General features: G+C 57.4%; 18 protein-coding genes and 1 tRNA gene. 7 read left to right on the forward strand and 12 right to left on the reverse strand.

Translation table 11 applies throughout. The features are described 5' to 3' along the window. Position 1: 1 nt before the first annotated feature. The 4 genes from C4S59_RS06900 to C4S59_RS06915 all read left to right on the forward strand — a co-directional run bounded on the left by C4S59_RS06900 (position 2) and on the right by C4S59_RS06915 (position 2426). The gene (locus C4S59_RS06900; protein WP_103909742.1) at positions 2–490 is read left to right on the forward strand and encodes a YIP1 family protein; all 489 of its coding nucleotides are present in this window, start codon (positions 2–4) and stop codon (positions 488–490) included. Further along, a complete protein-coding gene (locus C4S59_RS06905) occupies positions 487–1077 on the forward strand; it encodes a Yip1 family protein (protein WP_103909743.1) in 591 nt (196 codons plus the stop codon). Before C4S59_RS06900 ends, C4S59_RS06905 begins: the two co-directional genes overlap by 4 nt. Further along, positions 1070–2290, forward strand: coding sequence for a cysteine desulfurase (locus C4S59_RS06910; RefSeq protein ID WP_103909744.1), 1221 nt, complete (start codon positions 1070–1072; stop codon positions 2288–2290). Before C4S59_RS06905 ends, C4S59_RS06910 begins: the two co-directional genes overlap by 8 nt. 59 nt (positions 2291–2349) lie before the next feature. Continuing rightward, positions 2350–2426 (forward strand) — tRNA-Arg (locus C4S59_RS06915). A gap of 11 nt (positions 2427–2437) precedes the next feature. Here C4S59_RS06915 and C4S59_RS06920 read toward each other — a convergent pair. After that, positions 2438–3202, reverse strand: coding sequence for a DeoR/GlpR family DNA-binding transcription regulator (locus C4S59_RS06920; RefSeq protein WP_103910308.1), 765 nt, complete (start codon positions 3200–3202; stop codon positions 2438–2440). Positions 3203–3472: 270 nt separating this feature from the next. Here C4S59_RS06920 and glpK point away from each other — a divergent pair, with 270 nt between their 5' ends. Next, positions 3473–4957: a glycerol kinase GlpK gene (glpK, locus tag C4S59_RS06925; RefSeq protein WP_103909745.1), complete on the forward strand. Its 1485-nt coding sequence runs from the start codon at positions 3473–3475 to the stop codon at positions 4955–4957. Positions 4958–5007: 50 nt separating this feature from the next. Here glpK and C4S59_RS06930 read toward each other — a convergent pair whose 3' ends face one another. The 11 genes from C4S59_RS06930 to C4S59_RS06980 form a co-directional block, all read right to left on the reverse strand. Then, positions 5008–5460 (reverse strand): CoxG family protein, encoded by a 453-nt coding sequence (locus C4S59_RS06930; protein WP_103909746.1) that lies wholly within the window; start codon positions 5458–5460, stop codon positions 5008–5010. Positions 5461–5570: 110 nt separating this feature from the next. Continuing rightward, positions 5571–6383 (reverse strand): XdhC family protein, encoded by an 813-nt coding sequence (locus C4S59_RS06935; RefSeq protein ID WP_103909747.1) that lies wholly within the window; start codon positions 6381–6383, stop codon positions 5571–5573. A 6-nt stretch (positions 6384–6389) separates the two neighbouring features. Then, entirely contained in the window at positions 6390–7571 is a 1182-nt protein-coding gene (locus C4S59_RS06940; protein ID WP_103909748.1) for a vWA domain-containing protein, read from the reverse strand. Continuing rightward, positions 7571–8428, reverse strand: coding sequence for an AAA family ATPase (locus tag C4S59_RS06945; protein ID WP_103909749.1), 858 nt, complete (start codon positions 8426–8428; stop codon positions 7571–7573). The genes C4S59_RS06940 and C4S59_RS06945 overlap by 1 nt, the downstream gene beginning before the upstream one ends. A 66-nt stretch (positions 8429–8494) precedes the next feature. Further along, on the reverse strand, positions 8495–10909 hold the full coding sequence (locus tag C4S59_RS06950; protein WP_103909750.1) for an aerobic carbon-monoxide dehydrogenase large subunit: 2415 nt from the start codon (positions 10907–10909) through the stop codon (positions 8495–8497). Next, positions 10906–11400: a (2Fe-2S)-binding protein gene (locus C4S59_RS06955; RefSeq protein WP_103909751.1), complete on the reverse strand. Its 495-nt coding sequence runs from the start codon at positions 11398–11400 to the stop codon at positions 10906–10908. Before C4S59_RS06955 ends, C4S59_RS06950 begins: the two co-directional genes overlap by 4 nt. Continuing rightward, positions 11397–12227 carry an FAD binding domain-containing protein gene (locus C4S59_RS06960; RefSeq protein WP_103909752.1) on the reverse strand — a complete coding sequence of 277 codons (831 nt, stop codon included), beginning with the start codon at positions 12225–12227 and terminating at the stop codon, positions 11397–11399. Before C4S59_RS06960 ends, C4S59_RS06955 begins: the two co-directional genes overlap by 4 nt. A gap of 139 nt (positions 12228–12366) precedes the next feature. Continuing rightward, the gene (locus C4S59_RS06965; protein WP_200813177.1) at positions 12367–13464 is read right to left on the reverse strand and encodes an MHYT domain-containing protein; all 1098 of its coding nucleotides are present in this window, start codon (positions 13462–13464) and stop codon (positions 12367–12369) included. Between the two features lie 123 nt (positions 13465–13587). Further along, on the reverse strand, positions 13588–14613 hold the full coding sequence (locus C4S59_RS06970; protein WP_103909754.1) for an ABC transporter substrate-binding protein: 1026 nt from the start codon (positions 14611–14613) through the stop codon (positions 13588–13590). Then, positions 14583–15953 (reverse strand): sensor histidine kinase, encoded by a 1371-nt coding sequence (locus C4S59_RS06975; RefSeq protein ID WP_103909755.1) that lies wholly within the window; start codon positions 15951–15953, stop codon positions 14583–14585. Before C4S59_RS06975 ends, C4S59_RS06970 begins: the two co-directional genes overlap by 31 nt. Continuing rightward, positions 15950–16618, reverse strand: coding sequence for a response regulator transcription factor (locus C4S59_RS06980; RefSeq protein ID WP_103909756.1), 669 nt, complete (start codon positions 16616–16618; stop codon positions 15950–15952). The genes C4S59_RS06975 and C4S59_RS06980 overlap by 4 nt, the downstream gene beginning before the upstream one ends. Before the next feature lie 139 nt (positions 16619–16757). Here C4S59_RS06980 and C4S59_RS06985 point away from each other — a divergent pair, with 139 nt between their 5' ends. Together C4S59_RS06985 and C4S59_RS06990 are read left to right on the forward strand one after the other, a co-directional pair. Then, entirely contained in the window at positions 16758–17741 is a 984-nt protein-coding gene (locus C4S59_RS06985) for a tripartite tricarboxylate transporter substrate binding protein (RefSeq protein WP_103909757.1), read from the forward strand. A gap of 88 nt (positions 17742–17829) precedes the next feature. After that, entirely contained in the window at positions 17830–18324 is a 495-nt protein-coding gene (locus tag C4S59_RS06990) for a tripartite tricarboxylate transporter TctB family protein (RefSeq protein WP_103909758.1), read from the forward strand. Position 18325: the final 1 nt, after the last annotated feature.

Consider the following 18325-nt stretch of genomic DNA (forward strand, 5'->3'; position numbering starts at 1 on the left):
CATGCCGGTCACCACTGATATTGTGGCATCCTATAGACGGCCTGCGCAGGTGATGCGCAGGCTGTTGTCTGCTGGCACCCGCGAAGACCGCGCTTTGGCGATGCTGATGGCAGGCTGTGTTCTGGCATTTATCTCGCAACTGCCACGGCTTTCCCGTGAAGCACATCTGACAGGGGAAGAGCTTAATCCCATGCTGGGTGGCGCTTTGTTCGCATGGCTGTTCATTGCGCCCTTGATGTTCTACCTGATCGCGGCGCTGAGCCATCTGGTGGCGCGGCTGTTCAAGGGCAAGGGCGATTGGTTTGGCGCACGCCTTGCGCTGTTCTGGGCGTTTCTGGCGGCATCCCCTTTGATGCTGCTGAATGGCCTGACAGCGGGGTTCGTTGGGCCGGGCGCTGCTTTGACGCTTGTCGGCTTTGTCTGGTTCGTCGCGTTTATGGTCATCTGGCTGGTGTCTTTGAAGGTTGCTGAAACGGACGGGCCTGCATGATCGCCGACACGATCAAAAACAGAATGGTTCAAAGCGTGACCGAACCGCGTGCCGTTGCACGGTGGTTGTTCGATCTGCGACTGGACGATGGCGTTTTGCTGACGGCTTTTGCGCTTGTTCTGGTGTTGAACGGGTTGCTGACAGCGTTCTTCAATACGCTGCTGCCGCTTAATCCTGTGGTCGCACCCTTGGCGGCCAATCCGTTTATCTATGTGGGTGGCCTTGGCGCTATTCTTGTCGGGGTTGCAGTGGCCCTGACATGGGCCGGACGCGTTCTGGGGGGGACGGCAAGTTTTCGCAATGTAGCGACATTGCTGATCTGGCTGCAATTTCTGCGGTTAATCGCACAAACGGTGGTTCTGTTTTCCGCACTGATCATGCCGATGATCGCATCTTTGCTGTCTCTTGCAGCGTCGGTTGCGGGTATTTGGATCGTGCTGAATTTCCTTGCAGAGGCACATAATTTTCCGTCACTTGCCAAAGCGGCCTTCGCGCTTTTGTTGGGCATGACGGCGGTAGCACTAGGTCTGGCTGTAGTGATATCTATGCTGGGCATCTCGACGACGGGGACGATGAGTCATGTTTGACGTTGAAAAAATCCGGGCAGATTTTCCAATTCTGTCCCGTGAGGTGAATGGTAAGCCTCTGGTTTATCTGGATAATGGCGCGTCGGCTCAAAAGCCTCAGGTGGTGATTGATGCGATCACCAAAGCCTATGCTGAAGAATATTCAAACGTGCACCGCGGGCTGCACTATCTGTCGAACCTTGCGACGGAAAACTATGAGAACGTGCGCGGCAAAATCGCCCGTTTCCTGAATGTACCCGATGAAGACGAGATCGTTTTCACATCCGGCACGACCGAGGGCATCAACCTGGTTGCCTATGGCTGGGCAATGGAAAACCTGCAGGCTGGAGACGAGATCATCCTGTCTGTGATGGAGCATCACGCGAACATCGTGCCGTGGCATTTTCTGCGCGAACGTCAGGGTGTTGTCCTGAAATGGGTGGATGTAGATTCGACGGGCGCGCTTGATCCGCAGGCGGTTCTGGATGCGATTGGATCAAACACGAAGTTGATCGCAATCACTCAGCTTTCCAATGTGTTGGGGACTGTTGTTGATGTAAAATCCATCTGCGCGGGCGCACGCGAAAAAGGCGTTCCTGTGTTGGTAGACGGATCGCAGGCAGCGGTTCACATGCCTGTCGACGTGCCGGACATCGGGTGTGATTTCTATGCGATCACGGGTCACAAACTTTATGGTCCGTCAGGTTCTGGCGCGATTTTCATCAAGAAAGAGCGGATGGCCGAAATGCGTCCGTTCCTTGGTGGCGGCGATATGATCCGCGAGGTCCACAAGGACGAAGTGACGTGGAACGATCCGCCGATGAAGTTCGAAGCGGGCACACCCGGCATTGTGCAGACCATCGGGCTTGGCGTTGCGCTGGATTACATGATGGGCATCGGGATGGAAAACATCGCGGCGCATGAAAAAGAGCTGTGCGCCTATGCGCGCACCAAACTGGATGGTTTGAACTGGCTGAACGTGCAGGGTACCGCGCCGAACAAGGCGGCGATATTTTCGTTCACGATCGATGGTGCGGCGCATGCGCATGATATCTCGACCATTCTGGACAAGAAGGGCGTGGCCGTGCGGGCAGGGCAGCATTGCACAGGTCCCTTGATGGATCACCTGGGCCTGACAGGCACATGCCGCGCGTCTTTTGCCATGTACAACACCAAGGCCGAAGTCGATGTTCTGATCGACGCGCTTGAACTGGCGCATGAGTTGTTCAGTTAATCTGCCCGTGCAAAAAGCCGTTGCGCCGCTTGGCGTGTTGGCCTAAGTCACGGGCTTAGGCACCCATAGCTCAGCTGGATAGAGCGCTGCCCTCCGAAGGCAGAGGCCAGAGGTTCGAATCCTCTTGGGTGCGCCACTTACCCCCGATTACGTCTGAGAATAGTTTACGTCCGTGCCCCATTCGGCGCATTTGTCGCTCAAACCAGTGGGCAAGGGCGCATCGGTGAAAAACGTATCGATTTCCGAAAGGGACGCGATTTTCACAGGTGCCGAGCGCTGGAATTTGGAATGATCGGCGACCAGAAACGTTTTGCGCGATTGGCTTAGAATGGTCTGGCTGACTTCGACCTCTTGCAGGTCGAAATCCAGCATGTCGCCGTCTGCATCCAGTGCAGAACAACCGACAATGGCCAAATCGAATTTGAACTGACGGATCGTCTGCGTCGCAAGGCTTCCGATCAAACCACCATCGGCCCGTCGCAGCTTGCCGCCGGTTAGCACAATCTCGCACTCGGGATTCGCCATAAGGATGTTGGCCACGTTGATGTTGTTTGTGACGACGAGCAGGTTGCGATGATGCAGCAGATTTTGCGCGACGGCTTCGGTACTGGTGCCGATGTTCAGGAAGATCGAGGCATCTTCAGGGATTTGTTCGGCGCAAGCACGCGCCATCGCGTGTTTCGCATCGCTATTCAGCGAGCGGCGTTCTTCATAGGCGATATTTACAGTGCCGGAAGGCAGGATGGCACCGCCATGGACGCGTTCCAGCCGTCCCATATCGGACAGCTCCGTCAGATCCCGACGAATGGTTTGCAGTGTCACGCCAAAATGGTCTGCCAGGCCCTCGACTGTGACGCGTCCTTCACGGCGGGCGATTTCCAGGATTTCGGGATGTCGGAATGTTTGGGACATAAGCGGGCCTGTTGTTTTTCCTGCAATCTGACATTTGAAAAGTTCTGTCACAACCTTTGCTGGGGCCGCACCCTTAAAAAAATCTCTATGGTTTCGGCCAAAATCGGCAAAAACGAAAATAAACGAACATTTTTATCTTTCCTTATCGGCTGAAATTCGGAATACCTACGCGTAAATCCGGAGGCCGGTTTCGGTTTCCAAGCTTGCTCTAAAGGACTGGCGCGATACTCTGCTGCCAGCGAACAGGGCCTGACAGGGGAGAGGACAGTCATGCGCTTTATTCTTGCGATCGATCAGGGAACGACATCCAGCCGCGCCATTGTTTTTGACGAGGTCATGAAGGTTGTCGCAACCGCGCAAGAGGAATTCGATCAACACTTTCCGGCAAGCGGATGGGTTGAACACGACTGTCACGATTTGTGGACGACTGTTGTGTCCACATGCCGTGCGGCGATGAAGGATGCAGGGATCGATGCGGGTGACATTGCGGGCATCGGCATCACCAACCAGCGTGAGACGACTGTCGTTTGGGACAAGAATACAGGCGAACCTGTTTACAACGCGATTGTCTGGCAAGATCGCCGCACATCCGAGTTCTGCTCGGGGCTGAAAGAACAGGGACATGAAAAGGTGGCGACCCAACGGACCGGTCTTTTGCTGGACCCGTATTTCTCAGGCACCAAAGTGGCTTGGGTGTTGAACAACGTTGATGGTGCACGGGCACGCGCCGAGGCGGGAGATCTGCTGTTTGGCACTGTGGACAGCTGGCTGGTCTGGAACCTGACGGGCGGTCAGAACCATGTAACGGACGCGACAAACGCCGCACGGACTTTGCTTTATGACATCCGGAAAAACCGCTGGTCGCAAACCATGTGCGATATGCTGGATATTCCGATGTCCATGCTGCCCGAGGTGAAAGACTGTGCCAGCGATTTCGGCATGGTGAAAGAAGACCTTTTCGGCGCGGAAATCCCAATTCTTGGCATCGCTGGCGATCAACAGGCGGCCACCATCGGGCAGGCCTGTTTCAAGCCGGGTATGATGAAATCCACCTACGGCACGGGATGTTTCGCGCTTCTCAACACAGGTGACGAACCCGTCACGTCGAACAACCGATTGCTGACAACGATTGCCTACCGCCTTGATGGCAAAACGACCTACGCGCTTGAAGGGTCGATATTTATCGCAGGGGCCGTGGTCCAGTGGCTGCGCGACGGACTTCAGATCATCGAAAATGCCAAGGATACTCAGGCTTTGGCAGAAACGGCAGATACAGGGCACGACGTCGTTCTGGTGCCTGCCTTCACCGGGTTGGGCGCGCCGTACTGGAACGCCGAATGTCGTGGTGCCGCCTTTGGCCTGACGCGCAATTCTGGCCCTGCCGAGTTCGCCAAAGCCGCGCTGGAGTCGGTGGGCTACCAGACGCGTGACCTGCTAGAGGCGATGCATGCGGATTGGTCGTCTTCCGGTGAAACCGCGCTGCGTGTTGATGGCGGGATGAGCGCATCTGATTGGACGATGCAGTTTCTGTCGGACATCATCGATGCCCCTGTGGATCGCCCGCATGTGCTGGAAACAACGGCTATGGGCGCCGCATGGTTGGCGGGCCAACGCGCAGGGCTTTATCCAGATATGGAGGGCTTTGCCGAAACGTGGTCGGTTGAAAAGACCTTTACCTCGGACATGTCGGCCGAGGTACGCGACGCCAAATACGCGGCGTGGAAGCGTGCAGTTGCTGCGGCGCAGGCATTCTAACCATGAAAAACGGGGTGCCGCAGCCCTAAGGCCGCGCCACCCCACACTCGTTAAGCAGACTGCTTCTCGGCCACGACCTGAGCGAAGTTGTCAAAGAATTTGGCCGACAGCTTTTTCGCTGTACCCTGGATCAGACGGCTGCCAAGCTGGGCGATCTTGCCGCCAACTTCGGCCTTCGCGTCATAGGCCAGAATGGTTTCATCGCCGTCTTCGGTCAGCGTGACATCCGCGCCGCCCTTTGCAAAACCGGCAGCACCACCTTTGCCTTCGCCTGTCAGGCTGAAATGGTCCGGGGCACCGGCAGTATCCAGCGTGACGTTGCCGCCGAACTTCGCTTTTACCGGCCCGATTTTCAGAACAACCAGTGCTTCAAGTTCTGTGGGCGAATGCTGGGTCAGCTCTTCGCATCCGGGAATGCACTGTTTCAGGATCTCGGGATCATTCAGCGCATCATAAACAACCTGCTTCGGGGCTTGAATGCGGACTTCGTCTTTTAGTTCCATGTGTTCGTACTCTTGATTAGCAACATTTAGGGAAGGATTTCAGAAGGATATCGGCCTTTTCACTGTCCGAGACCTTGTCGTTCGGGGCGGGTTTGAACCACGCAATAAGTTTATGCAGTCTGCTCATCGGATCCCTCCTGACGAATGCGGTCCGTGTTCCGCCACAGGATCACTTCGGCGATGACAGACACAGCGATTTCCTGCGGGTCGACACCTTTGATGTCCAATCCGGCAGGGGATTTCAGCCGCGCAATGCGCGATGCATCCATGCCTTCTATGAACAGCTTTTCGCACAAAGCAGCAGCCTTACGGCGTGAGGCAACCATTGACACGCGATCTGCATCCGATCCAAGCGCCGCGCGAAGTGCGGCAAGGTCCTTGGCCCCTTGGCTGGCGACGACGACAAAGTCACGGGGCGTGATGGACAGTTCGGACAAATCAGTTTCGCTGAACCGCAGGGTCGCGTGGTCGGTTTCCATCATGTCTGTTACCGCAACGCGGTAGCCCGCCATGTTTCCGTGGACTGCAATCGCACGGCTGATGGGCGAATTACCCAAGATCACCAGCATCGGGGGCAGGGTATAGGGCTCGATCAACAGATCGACGGTGCCACCTGAAGGACAGCCGCTTTTGAACACCTGCGCACCGTCGTCATCCTGAAGCGCCACGACCTTTTCGCTGGGCTTCACACGGATCACTTGGGTTTCACCTGTCTCGATGGCCTGCGCGCCTGCTTTGCGCACCGCGCCTTGCACGCAACCACCGCCTAGGTGGCCGATGACTTCACCGTCGACGGTGACAGCGGCTTTGGCGCCTGCCTTGGCCGAGGTCACATCGGCGGTGCGCACCACGGTCGCCACGCAAAACGGTCGGCCGCTTTTGCGCAAAGTGTCGATGGTGTCAAAGATGTCGAACTTTCCCATGTGTCCTCACAATCTGGCGAATTCGGGTTCAAGCGCGGCAAGCGCGTCGATGGTGTTGACCGGTAGATGCGCATCCACATGGGGCAGGGCCTCTTGTATGGCGCGGGCGACCGGTTCGTAATCTTTCCAACCAAGAAGCGGGTTCAGCCAAACGATGCGGCCGGCTTTTTGGCGGATGCGGTTCAGTGACTGACCCAGCTTTTCAGGCGTGCCGGTGCAGTAGCCGTCCGACAGGATCAGAACGACGGTGCGTTTGTTCAGGCGGGCGGAATACTGGTCGACAAAATTGGCTAATGATCCGCCGATGTCGGTGCCACCGCCGAACCCTTCGGCCATCAGGCTTAGGCGCGAGGCAGCTTTCAACGTGTCGCGTTCGCGTAATGCATCCGTGACCCGCATCAGGCGGGTGTGGAACAGGAACGCCTCGGCGGTGGTGTCGCGTGAAATTAGGCCGCGCACAAAGGCCAGAAAGACGCGCGAATAGACGGTCATAGAGCCCGATACATCAGTCAGTGCGATGATGTTCATAGGACGGTCGGGGCGTTTGCGTTTGAACAGGTCCAGCGGTTCGCCCCCGCGCGCCACCGAGGCGCGTTGAATGCGGCGCATATCCAGCTGCTCGCCGCGTTTGGCCTGTTTGCGGCGACGCGACCGGCGATCCCTTAGGGCGTGGGCCAGACGTTCGGCGGCCTTTTCAGCGGCCTGCAAATCGGCCTCATCAAACAGTTCGCGCAGATCACGACGCGTCAGGTTGCGACTTTGGGTGCCGATCAGGCGGCCATCGATACCTTCGGCATCTTCATCGGAATGCCCCGGCATTGTGTCAGCTGGCCCATCGCCATCCTCGGACGGACCATCACCCAAATGGTCTTTCCACATCATCGGACGTGCAGATTGGGTGCGCACATGGGCCGATGCCTGTCCGGCCTTTTGTGCGCCCTTATTGAACCAGTAGGCGTTGAACAGATCGTCGAACTTACCCCAGACATCGGCGTCGGGCGACAGAAGGGTTTTCAAAGCCAGACGGGTCTCATCCACATCTGTCGCCTCGACATGCGTCAAAGCCTGTAATGCGGCACCGGTTTCCGCCGGCCCAAGCGGTACGCCGTTCATGCGCAGGTGGGCGATAAAGCCCGCCATCCGTTCGGCCGGTCCGCTTGCGCGTTCTGGAAACCGTGTGACCTGCATTACGCCACCTTGCCCAACAGACGGTTCAGCACTTCGACAGGCACAGCATCCCGGTCGGTGGCCGTTTTCAGCAGGCAAACCAAGGTGGCCTGAACGGCTTCGGGGGTCTGGGTCATGTCATTGATGCCCAAACCGGACAGCGCGGCTGCCCAATCCAGCATCTCGGCTACGCCGGGTTTCTTTTCCAACTCGTCACGACGCATTGCCTGCACCACGTGAACGATTTGTTTGGACAGTGTCGCGCCGATTTCCGGCATGCGGGCGGACAGGATCGCTAGCTCTTCTTTCTGCGTCGGGTAGTCGACGTAGACATATAGACACCGACGGCGCAGCGCGTCTGATAGATCGCGCGTGCCATTGGCAGTCAGGATGACATGCGGGCGCGATTTGGCCTGAATGGTCCCGAGTTCAGGGATCGTGATCTGGAAGTCGGACAGGATTTCCAGAAGATAGGCTTCGAATTCTTCATCCGCGCGGTCGATTTCGTCCAGCAGCAGAACGGCGGGTGTCTCTTGTGAAATCGCCTGCAACAGCGGGCGTTTCAGCAGGTATTTTTCGGAAAAAAGTTGTTCTTCACTGGTGCCGTCAGCTCGGATCGCCAGCAGTTGGCGCTGGTAGTTCCATTCGTAAATCGCTTGCGAGGCATCCAGGCCTTCATAACACTGAAGGCGGATGAGGTTTGTGTCCAGCACCTGTGCCAGCGCCTTGGCGATCTCGGTCTTGCCGACGCCAGCGGGGCCTTCCAGCAGCAAAGGACGCCCCAGAACCTGCGCCAGATGCAGCGCCATGGCTGTGCTGTCATTTGCCAGATAGCCGGTTTCGGCCAATCGGGACTGTAGTTCCTGATAGGGTGTCATAGCTTTGTCTATTCTGTGGTTGGGTGAGGGGCGGCCTTGGGAACCGCCCCGTACCTAGGGTTTGGATCAGCTATGCAGACCCAGATCCTTGGCGATCTTCCAGATGCGCCAGTGATCGTGCGGCATGTGGCTTTGGACCAGACCGAACGGACGGAACGCATCGTGCACCGCGTTCGAGAAGCAGGGCACAGAACCTACGTTCGGGCTTTCGCCGACACCTTTTGCACCGATCGGGTGATGCGGGCTGGGGGTGACCGCGAAGTCCGTGGTGTAAGTCGGCGTTTCCCATGCGGTCGGCAGGAAGAAGTCCATCAAAGTGGCGGACTTGCAGTTGCCCATTTCATCATAGGCAATTTCCTGACCCATCGCGATGGCGTAGCCTTCTGTACAGCCACCATGCACCTGACCGTCGATGATCATCGGGTTGATGCGTGTGCCGCAGTCATCCAGAGCGTAGAAGCTGCGGATTTCATGCTCGCCGGTATCAACGTCGATTTCCATCACGCAGATGTACGCGCCGAAGGGGTAGGTCATGTTCGGCGGATCGTAGTAGCTGACCGCCTCAAGACCGGGCTCGAGCCCCGGAATGGCCTGGTTGTACGCAGCAAAGGCGATTTCTTTCATAGTCTTGAAGCGTTCAGGCGCACCTTTGACCGAGAAACGATCCACGTCCCATTCGACGTCGTCGTCATGGACCTCAAGCAGGTAGGCCGCGATCATCTGTGCTTTCGCGCGGATTTTGCGCGCAGCCATCGCTGTGGCAGCTCCCGCAACCGGTGTGGAACGGGACCCGTAGGTGCCCAGACCGTATGGTGCGGTGTCTGTGTCGCCTTCCTCGAGCGTGATGTCATCCGCAGGCAGACCGATTTCTGACGCGATGATCTGTGCAAAGGTCGTGGCGTGGCCCTGACCCTGACTGATCGTGCCCAGACGTGCGATGGCCGATCCGGTCGGGTGGATGCGGATTTCGCAGCTGTCGAACATGCCCAATCCAAGGATGTCACAGTTCTTGACCGGACCCGCGCCGACGATTTCGGTGAAATGCGTCAAACCGATCCCGATCAGCTTGCGTGTTTTGCCAGCTTTGAAATCCTCGATCCGCTGGGCCTGTTCTTCGCGCAGCTCTTTGTAGCCAACTGCGTTCAGTGCTTGGTCCCAAGCGCGATGGTAATCGCCCGAGTCGTATTCCCAACCCAGTGCAGACTGGTAGGGGAACTGGTCGGATTTGATAAAGTTGATCCGGCGCAGTTCAGCGGCATCCATGTTCAGCTCGATGGCTAGAACTTCGATCATGCGTTCGATGAAGTAGGCCGCCTCGGTCACACGGAACGAACAGCGATAGGAAACGCCGCCCGGTGCCTTGTTGGTATAGACACCGTCAACCGCCAGATAGGCCGTCGGGATGTCATAGGACCCTGTGCAGATGTTCATGAACCCTGCGGGGAACTTTGTCGGGTCGGCACAGGCGTCAAAGCCACCGTGGTCCGCTGTGGTGTGGCACCACAGACCGGTGATCTTGCCCTCTTTGGTCGCCGCGATTTTACCCTGCATCCAGTAATCGCGCGCAAACGCGGTGGTCATCAGGTTTTCCATACGGTCTTCGACCCACTTCACCGGCTTGCCAGTGACAATCGAAGCTACCACAGAACAGACGTAGCCGGCATATGCGCCAACCTTGTTGCCAAAACCGCCACCGATGTCGGGGCTGACCACGCGGATGTTGTGTTCCGCGATACCCGAGATCAGGGACACAACAGTCCGGATCGCGTGAGGGGCTTGGAATGTACCGTACAGCGTCAGCTTGCCGGTGACCTTATCCATCGACGCCACACAACCGCATGTTTCCAGCGGGCAGGGGTGCGTACGGTGATAGTAGACCATTTCCTCGGCAACGACGTCGGCCTCTTCCAAAACCTTTTCGGTGCCTTCCTTGTCGCCCTGTTCCCACGTGAAGATGTGGTTGTGGTGCTTACGGGGGCCGTGCGCGCCTTCGGTCTGGCCTTCAAGGTCTTCACGCAGAACCACGTTGGATTTCAGCGCCTCGAACGGGTTAACGATGACGGGCAGTTCTTCGTATTCGACCTCAACCGCCTCAACACCGTCAGCGGCTGCATAACGGTCATTGGCGATGACGTAGGCGACTTCCTGTCCTTGGAACAGCACTTTGCCGTCCGCCAGAACCATCTGCTTGTCGCCCGCAAGGGTCGGCATCCAGTGCAGACCAAGGGGTTCAAGGTCTTTGGCTGTCAGAACCGCAACAACGCCGGGAATGGCCATGGCCGCTTCGGTGTTGATCGAGGTCACACGGGCGTGCGCATAGGGCGAACGTACGAAGTCGCCGAACAGCATGCCGTCGAGTTTGATATCATCGACGTAGCGCCCCTTGCCTTGGGTAAAACGCACGTCCTCGACGCGTTTGCGCGACGAGCCCATGCCCTTTAGGTTGGCAGAGCGCTGGTCCTGTGTCAGTTCGTCCTTCATTCCGCAGCCTCCTTCTGGGCGTTCATCATGTCAGCGGATGCAAGGATCGCTTTGACGATGTTCTGATAGCCTGTGCAGCGGCACAGATTGCCTGCCATGCCGAAACGGACCTCTTCTTCGGTCGGGTTCGGGTTTTCCTGCAGCAGGCGGTGGGCGCGGGTGATCATACCGGGTGTGCAGAAACCGCACTGAAGCCCGTGATGTTCGCGGAACATTTCCTGAATGACGCCAAGGCTGCCGTCGTCGTTGGTCAGGCCTTCAACCGTAGTCACATCAGATCCATTGGCCTGGGCGACAAACACTGTGCAGGATTTGACCGACTTGCCGTTCAGATCAACAGTGCAGGCGCCGCAGTGGGACGTCTCGCAGCCGATGTGCGGGCCAGTGATATTTAGGTTTTCACGCAGGAAGTGGATCAAAAGGGTGCGCGGTTCTGCCAGCCCTTCGACTTCCTGACCGTTCACGTTCAGTTTTACATGCATCTTGCTCATGCCGCACGCTCCTGTGCTTTGGCGATGGCCCGGCGAAGGATCACTTCGGCCACGTGTTTCTTAAAGGCGATGGGTCCGCGCATGTCCTCTTGGGGATCAATCGCGTCAAGCGCCGCTGCAACGCAGCCATCCACATCACCCTTGGCAAGCGCATCGCTGGCCTCGGCCGAATAGATCGGTGTGTCGGACAGGTTTGTCATCGCAACGGATGCGTTGCCGCCGCCAACCATGACCGCAGCCGCGGCTGTCGCGTAGTCACCGATCTTGCGCTTCTGCTTTTCGTAGGCATAGCCGGACATCGACGGCACAGGGATCGTGATCTGTGTCAGGATCTCTTCGTCTTCGCGGGCTGTGAAGTACGCCGCTTCATAGAAGTCGCGGGCTGCAACCGCGCGGCTGCCATCGGGACCTTCCAGAGTATAGACCGCGCCAAGGCACTGCATCAGGCCCGGCATGTCATTGCCCGGGTCTCCGTTTGCGACATTGCCGCCAACGGTGCCAACATAGCGCACCTGCGGATCAGCAATCAGCAAAGCCGCTTCGCGCAGGATCGGAATGCGGCGCGACAGTTCGTCATTGGTGATCAGTTCGTTCTGCGTGGTCATCGCTCCGATCGAAACAATGTCCTCTGCGATTGTGATGCCCTTCAGGCCGTCGATGTCCTGAAGATCGATCAGATGGCTCAGATCGGCCATCCGCAGTTTCATCATTGGAATAAGGCTATGCCCGCCTGCAATTACACGAGCTTCGTCACCGTGCGTTTGCAGTAGCGACAGTGCCGACGCGATGTCGGCGGGCCGATGGTATTCGAACCCGGCTGGTATCATATTGTCCTCCCTTCAGCGGTAGTCTCGCTGGTAGGGAAAGACTGCGGTATGCGGTGGTGTTCACCAACGATATAGCCATGAAACGCAGGGGTCTGTGCACGAAATGCGAATTATCTGCACGAGTTGCACGAGATGCGAATTACACACCTAGGGCGAGTTTTACTTCTGACAGGCGCGACCGGCTGACGGGTACCTTGGTTAGGGACTCGACCGTCGCGAAAAAGCACGCGCCGGTGTCTTTGGTGCGCTGGAATTCAGACACGAAGGTGGGATTGATCAGATAGCTTCGGTGTGTGCGCAGCAAGCCAGCAGTCCCCATGCGGTTTTCAACCTCGGAAATGGACCACGGGCAGAACAGTTTTTCCTGATTGCTGTAAATGATCGTGTAGTGGCCCTCGGCGCGGACGGCTGCGACTTTGCCCAGATCAATAAACCATGTGCGACCTTCTTTTTCGTACGGAAGGGTCGGGGCGACTTGGGCTGTGACTTCGGGAACATCTGACGCGGGGGCGTCTTCTGCGGGTTCTGAAGGCTGGGTCGGACGCTCCGCTTTCGCGGCTTGTGCAGGCTGTTCAGCGGGCGCAGGGTTCGGATCTACAAAGGACACGCCTGCCAAAAGGAACGACCCACTGATGACGAAGGCCGCAATGGTCACACCCATCGCCAAGATTTCATTCGACAGCGCAGGTCCCACCGCCTGAGAGCTTTCGTTGGCGACAAAACCTGTGCCCCACATCGCGATGAAATGGACGGCAAAAACGGAAAGGCCGAAAAACACGGTGCCCAACAGGATGTTGCTATTGGCCCGCGCTCCATAGGCTAGCCAAATCGCCATGACCGATAGAACCATCGCTGCGACAAAGGACACCGCGATGCCACTAGCACCGAAGACAGGGCGGCAGATTTCCATGCCCAGCATCCCGATGTAATGCATGCCGGCGATCCCCATGCCCACAAGGATGCCTGCGGCAATCAAGGTCGGGCGCGTTCGCTGTCGGAAGTGCAATACAAGAAGGGCGGCACCCACAAGAAGGATCGCAAACAGGGCCGAGATCAGCGTGTAAAGCCCGTCGTAGAAGAACAAAATGGGCAGCTGCAGACCCAGCATGGCAACGAAATGCATCGACCAGATGCCGCCGCCCAACACAATGGCCGAGATCACGACGATCATCTTGCGTTCGCGAACGGCAAGGTTGGAAGCGCCACGCGTCAACGTAAGCCCGCTGAACGCAGCCATCAACGCAATGGCCAGCGAAGCGCCAACCAAGAACAAATTGTGTGAGTAGTCTAACAGCCTGACATCCTCCCAAATGCCAACGCTATTTGTGATAGCAGAGCATTGGTCCTATTCAAATGAAAGTTATTTCTGGACCATCGCATTTTCCCATTCACTGAGAAATGCCCGTCGGTTGAGTGGATCAAGGTAGACCATCAAGGCAGGGCCAAGCCTGATCTGGCTGAAGCCTGCCGCATGGTCGATGCCCACCTGGTTGAGGGGCGGCAAAGGCCAGTTTTCTGGCGTGCTGCGCAGGCCCAGATCAATCAGCATATCGATCATAAGGCCTGCGGCATCCGGGTTTGTCGCATTGGACGGGATCAAAGCCGTGCGCAGCATGACATTGCCGAAATCCTGCATGCTCAGAACCTGAACCTTACCGCCGGACGCGCGTGCAAGACGGTCAGCGGCATAACTGCCCAGTACGTTATAGGCTAAGGCAAGCTTACCTTCGGTGACGTCGTCGATCATCTGGCCGGAACAGCAATAAAGCTGTGGGTCCAGCCTTCCCATCACCTCTGATAATCGCCAATAGGCGTCTGTGGATCGCGCCTCTTGGGTGGCAAAGAGATAGCCCAAGCCGCTTTCGCGGACGTCATAGGTGCCAATCGCACCCTCGAAGACGTCTGGGTGTTGGCGCAACACGCCGACCAGTTCCTGACGGGTGGTTGGCACAGGCAGACCGGCGAATCTTTCGGTGGACAGAACCATGACCGCAGGTTCAGCCGTAAAAGCAAATATCAGATCCCGCCATTTGGCCCAGTTGGGCAGGGCCAGCGTTCGGTCGGATTGGTGGCGCTGTGCATAGCCGTCATTGGCCAGCTGAAACTGCAAGTCCATCGCGGATGACAGCGCCAGATCAAATACGGCACCGTTCCGGATGGCCCTGTGCAGTTCTGCCGACGAGGCCACCGTGTAGTCGATCGTCAAATCCGGTCGTGCGGCCTGAAACGCCAAAAGGTAAGGCTCGAACACTTCCAGATCGGCCGTCGATATGACGTGTAACTCTTCGTTACCCGTGCCGGGATATCGACGATGATCTTCGACCTCAAGCGCGCTGCTTACGCCGGCCAGAAATGTCAGGATGAGGGCAAGACAAGCGTAACGCATGCGCCTTTTCCTTTCGTGGGTTGTCCCAAGTCCAAATGCCCGCCATGGGCGCGCAAAACGTCCGATGCAATGGTAAGCCCTAATCCCGATCCAACGATGCCTTCGGTATTGCGGCCACGACGGAACCGTTCGGTCAGGTTTTCAGCCGGGCCATCGCCCAATCCCGGGCCTTCATCCACAACTGCCGCGCGGGCATAGCCGTTTTCAACAAAGACACGCACAGTGACGGTTGTGTCCTCGGGCGAATATTTGATGGCATTGTCCAACACGTTTCGGAATGCATTCTCCAGCAGCACTGCGTCGCCGGATACAGTCGCGGGCGCGGTGTCGAGTTTGATGTAGATATCTTTCATGGCGGCTGTCGGCTCTAGCCCGTCTACGGTTTTGCGGGCGATATCGGCGAGATCTGTGGGATGCCGTGACAGATCCTCGGCGCGGTAGGCGACTGTGGCGTGGTCCAGCAATTGCCCCGCAGAGCGCGAGCTTTCATCGACCGCGCGAATGATCCGGCGCAACCGTTGTTTTTCAGCGTCGTCATCTGTGGTTCGCAAAGCGACCTCAGCCTGCGCGCGGACTGTGGCCAATGGCGTGCGGACACGGTGCGCGGCTTCTGCAATGAAATCCTCGGAGCGGCGGATTGATTGCCCCAGACGGTCCATCAATCGGTTAAGCGATGTCATCAACGGCGCAAGTTCCGTTGGAGCCTCGCGGCGCAGCGGGCGCAAATCAGACGGGCCGCGCCGCGCAACGGCGGCTGCAATTTCATTCAGGGGTTTTAGGGATGTCTGGGCTGCAAAGGCTGACATCGCAACAGCAACTAGAAAGAACATCACTGACAGGAACGCGGCGAGTTGCGACAGGTCAGACGTAATCGCGCTGACCCCGTTGCGGGTCTGGGCCATGGTGACGGTTACAGGCACGGCCTGCACGCCTGCAAAAATCACGCGCGACACAGATGCCATGCGAATGGCTTCACCGCTGAATTGTGCGGTGTCAAAGACGACTTGGCCTTGGGAAGGTGGGTCGCTGGGCAGGGGCAAATCCTCGTAGCCGGTCAACATCTGCTCGCCGGCGGTCACGCGATAGAACACGCGATCCTCGCCAATCGCGCCCAGCATCGAAAACGCCGAGTAGGGCAGTTCTAGACGCACTTCGCCCTGTTCCGAGCGCAGTGTTTCCGCAATCGTCGTGGCTGATGCGGCAAGTACGTTGTCCTGCGTGCGTTCTGCCGCCTGTTTGGCAAGGCCGTTGACCATGGCCCAACTTAACAACGACAAAAGCGCCGCCACGCCCGCCAGAAGTAGCGTCAGCTTGCGCCCGATAGAGCCTGTGCCCGTCACGATTGACCTGTTTCCATTCGGTAGCCCAGGCCACGCACCGTTTCGATACGCAACCCCATGCCTTCGATCCGGCGGCGAAGGCGGCCGACATAAACCTCGATCGCGTTCTCGGTGACTTCGGCGTCATAGGAAAACAGCCGGTCCATCAACTGGGTTTTGGACAGGATATGTCCGGGGTTTCTGGCAAAAACCTCAAGCAGTCGAATCTCGCGGTTGCGCAGATCGACAGTGCTCCCGTTGTGGCTGATTGTGCCTGCCAACGGATCGAAAATCGCCTCGCCCAGAGTGATCTGATTCTTTGCCGATCCGCCACGACGGCGCAAAACGGCACGGCATCTGGCCTCGAGTTCGGAAAAATCGAAGGGCTTGGTGATATAGTCGTCGGCCCCCTGATCCAAGGCGCCGACACGGTCCGACACCTGCGCCCGCGCGGTCAGCACAATGACAGGGGTTTCAAGGTGCGCGCGGCTGCGTTCAAGGAATTCGCGGCCATCGCCATCAGGCAGCATAACATCCAACAAAATCAAATCGTAACGCGCAGCGGCGAGGCAATCTTCGGCACTTGCTAGACAGTCGGCATGGTCCACGGCGTGACCATCCAGAACCAGTCTGTTCACCACGGCTTCTGCCAGCTCAAGGTTGTCCTCAACCAAAAGATAACGCACGTCGAATTCTCCCTCGTGACGGCGTGGTTTGCCGTCAGTGAAAACTTTTTCGAACCCGTGTCAGGCTCTTGTCAGCTTCCATTTCTAGACGGGGAACATGGGCGGCACTGGACCGTCTTGTCAAATGGGAGGAACCAATATGACATTTTCCATGACCCGCCGGGTCGCGATGGCGGCTGCGGTAGCATCTGTAGCATTTGGTGGCATGGCGCAGGCCGAAGCACACAAGGTCCTTGACCAGCTTCATTTCGTAATTCCGGGCGGCGCTGGCGGCGGCTGGGATGGTACAGCGCGCGGCACAGGCGAAGCGCTGACAAACTCCGGTCTGGTTGGCTCGGCCAGCTTTGAAAACATGTCCGGTGGCGGCGGTGGTGTGGCGATTGCCTACATGATCGAAAACGCCGAAAGCCTGGACAACACGCTGATGGTCAACTCGACCCCGATCGTGATCCGTTCGCTGACAGGTGTTTTCCCGCAGTCTTTCCGTGACCTGACACTGGTTGCAGGCACCATCGGTGACTACGCCGCTCTGGTCGTTCCGGCAGATAGCCCGATCGAAAACATGGAGCAGTTGATGGGTGCGTATAAAGAGCAGGGCCCTGATTTCGCAGTAGGCGGCGGTTCTGTTCCTGGCGGTATGGACCACCTTGTTGCTGCAATGGTTATGCAGGCCGCTGGTGAAGATCCGACAGCGCTGAACTACATCCCCTATGACGCGGGTGGTGAAGCGATGGCTGGCCTTCTGTCCGGCGAGATCGACGCACTGTCCACCGGCTTCTCCGAAGCGATTGCTCTGGCAGAGCAGGGCGAAGTTCGCATCGTTGGCGTGACAGCAGACGAACGCGTTCCCGCCTATGACAGCGCCGCAACCTTCAAAGAGCAGGGCATCGACACATCGTTTGTAAACTGGCGCGGTTTCTTTGCTGCACCGGGCACATCGGACGAAAAAGTAGCCGAATACATCTCTGCTTTGGAAGCGATGTACGAAACAGAAGCATGGGAAACAGTTCGTTCGCGTAACGGCTGGGTCAACATCTTCAACCCCGGTGACGATTTCCGCACCTTCCTTGAAGGTCAGGAAAAAGAAATCGGCGACCTGATGAAAACTCTGGGCTTCCTCTAAGTCTTGATCATTTCACACCTGTTTTGGGGCGGCACAGGCTGCCCCAAAATACCTACACACCTTTCGACATTCCTGGGGAGGGATCGTCATGGCGCTTGATCGTTGGATCGCGCTGGTATTCGTCGTCTTCTGTTGCATCTACGGATATCTAGCTTTCTTCACTATGGACCACCTGTTGCCGCCGTTCATGCAGCGCAATCCGGTTTGGCCATCTACGTTTCCAAAGCTGCTGGCAATCGGCGGCTGTATCGTCGGCTTGGTCGTGCTTTTGGGTTTGGAAAAACCCGAAAATGAAAGTGAACCTTCCGCAAGCGACATCAACTATCGTCGTCTGCACGAATACAACTTGGGTCAGGCGCTTTTGCTGATTGGCTTGATGGTATGTTACGCTCTGGCGCTGCGTCCTGCTGGGTTCCTGATTTCCACCACAGTCTTCCTCGTCGCGGGAAGCTTTGTTCTGGGCGAACGCAAATGGCATGTGATGGTGCCCGTCGCGCTGATCGCTGCCGGTTCGATCTGGTATCTCGTGCAAGAAGTGCTGGGCATCTTCCTGCGTCCGTTTCCGTACTTCATGGGGGTCTGAG

Origin of the sequence: Thalassococcus halodurans, from assembly GCF_900108225.1 — a bacterium.
Lineage (GTDB): Bacteria > Pseudomonadota > Alphaproteobacteria > Rhodobacterales > Rhodobacteraceae > Thalassococcus > Thalassococcus halodurans.

Coding starts and splice junctions, on each gene's coding strand:
- C4S59_RS06950 (WP_103909750.1), bottom strand. CDS start 10,909: ATGAAGGACGAACTGACACAGGACCAGCGCTCTGCCAACCTAAAGGGC.
- C4S59_RS06900 (WP_103909742.1), top strand. CDS start 2: ATGCCGGTCACCACTGATATTGTGGCATCCTATAGACGGCCTGCGCAG.
- C4S59_RS06920 (WP_103910308.1), bottom strand. CDS start 3,202: ATGTCCCAAACATTCCGACATCCCGAAATCCTGGAAATCGCCCGCCGT.
- C4S59_RS06940 (WP_103909748.1), bottom strand. CDS start 7,571: ATGCAGGTCACACGGTTTCCAGAACGCGCAAGCGGACCGGCCGAACGG.
- C4S59_RS06930 (WP_103909746.1), bottom strand. CDS start 5,460: ATGGAACTAAAAGACGAAGTCCGCATTCAAGCCCCGAAGCAGGTTGTT.
- C4S59_RS06955 (WP_103909751.1), bottom strand. CDS start 11,400: ATGAGCAAGATGCATGTAAAACTGAACGTGAACGGTCAGGAAGTCGAA.
- glpK (WP_103909745.1), top strand. CDS start 3,473: ATGCGCTTTATTCTTGCGATCGATCAGGGAACGACATCCAGCCGCGCC.
- C4S59_RS06935 (WP_103909747.1), bottom strand. CDS start 6,383: ATGGGAAAGTTCGACATCTTTGACACCATCGACACTTTGCGCAAAAGC.
- C4S59_RS06990 (WP_103909758.1), top strand. CDS start 17,830: ATGGCGCTTGATCGTTGGATCGCGCTGGTATTCGTCGTCTTCTGTTGC.
- C4S59_RS06965 (WP_200813177.1), bottom strand. CDS start 13,464: ATGGCTGCGTTCAGCGGGCTTACGTTGACGCGTGGCGCTTCCAACCTT.
- C4S59_RS06905 (WP_103909743.1), top strand. CDS start 487: ATGATCGCCGACACGATCAAAAACAGAATGGTTCAAAGCGTGACCGAA.
- C4S59_RS06985 (WP_103909757.1), top strand. CDS start 16,758: ATGACATTTTCCATGACCCGCCGGGTCGCGATGGCGGCTGCGGTAGCA.
- C4S59_RS06945 (WP_103909749.1), bottom strand. CDS start 8,428: ATGACACCCTATCAGGAACTACAGTCCCGATTGGCCGAAACCGGCTAT.
- C4S59_RS06960 (WP_103909752.1), bottom strand. CDS start 12,227: ATGATACCAGCCGGGTTCGAATACCATCGGCCCGCCGACATCGCGTCG.
- C4S59_RS06910 (WP_103909744.1), top strand. CDS start 1,070: ATGTTTGACGTTGAAAAAATCCGGGCAGATTTTCCAATTCTGTCCCGT.
- C4S59_RS06970 (WP_103909754.1), bottom strand. CDS start 14,613: ATGCGTTACGCTTGTCTTGCCCTCATCCTGACATTTCTGGCCGGCGTA.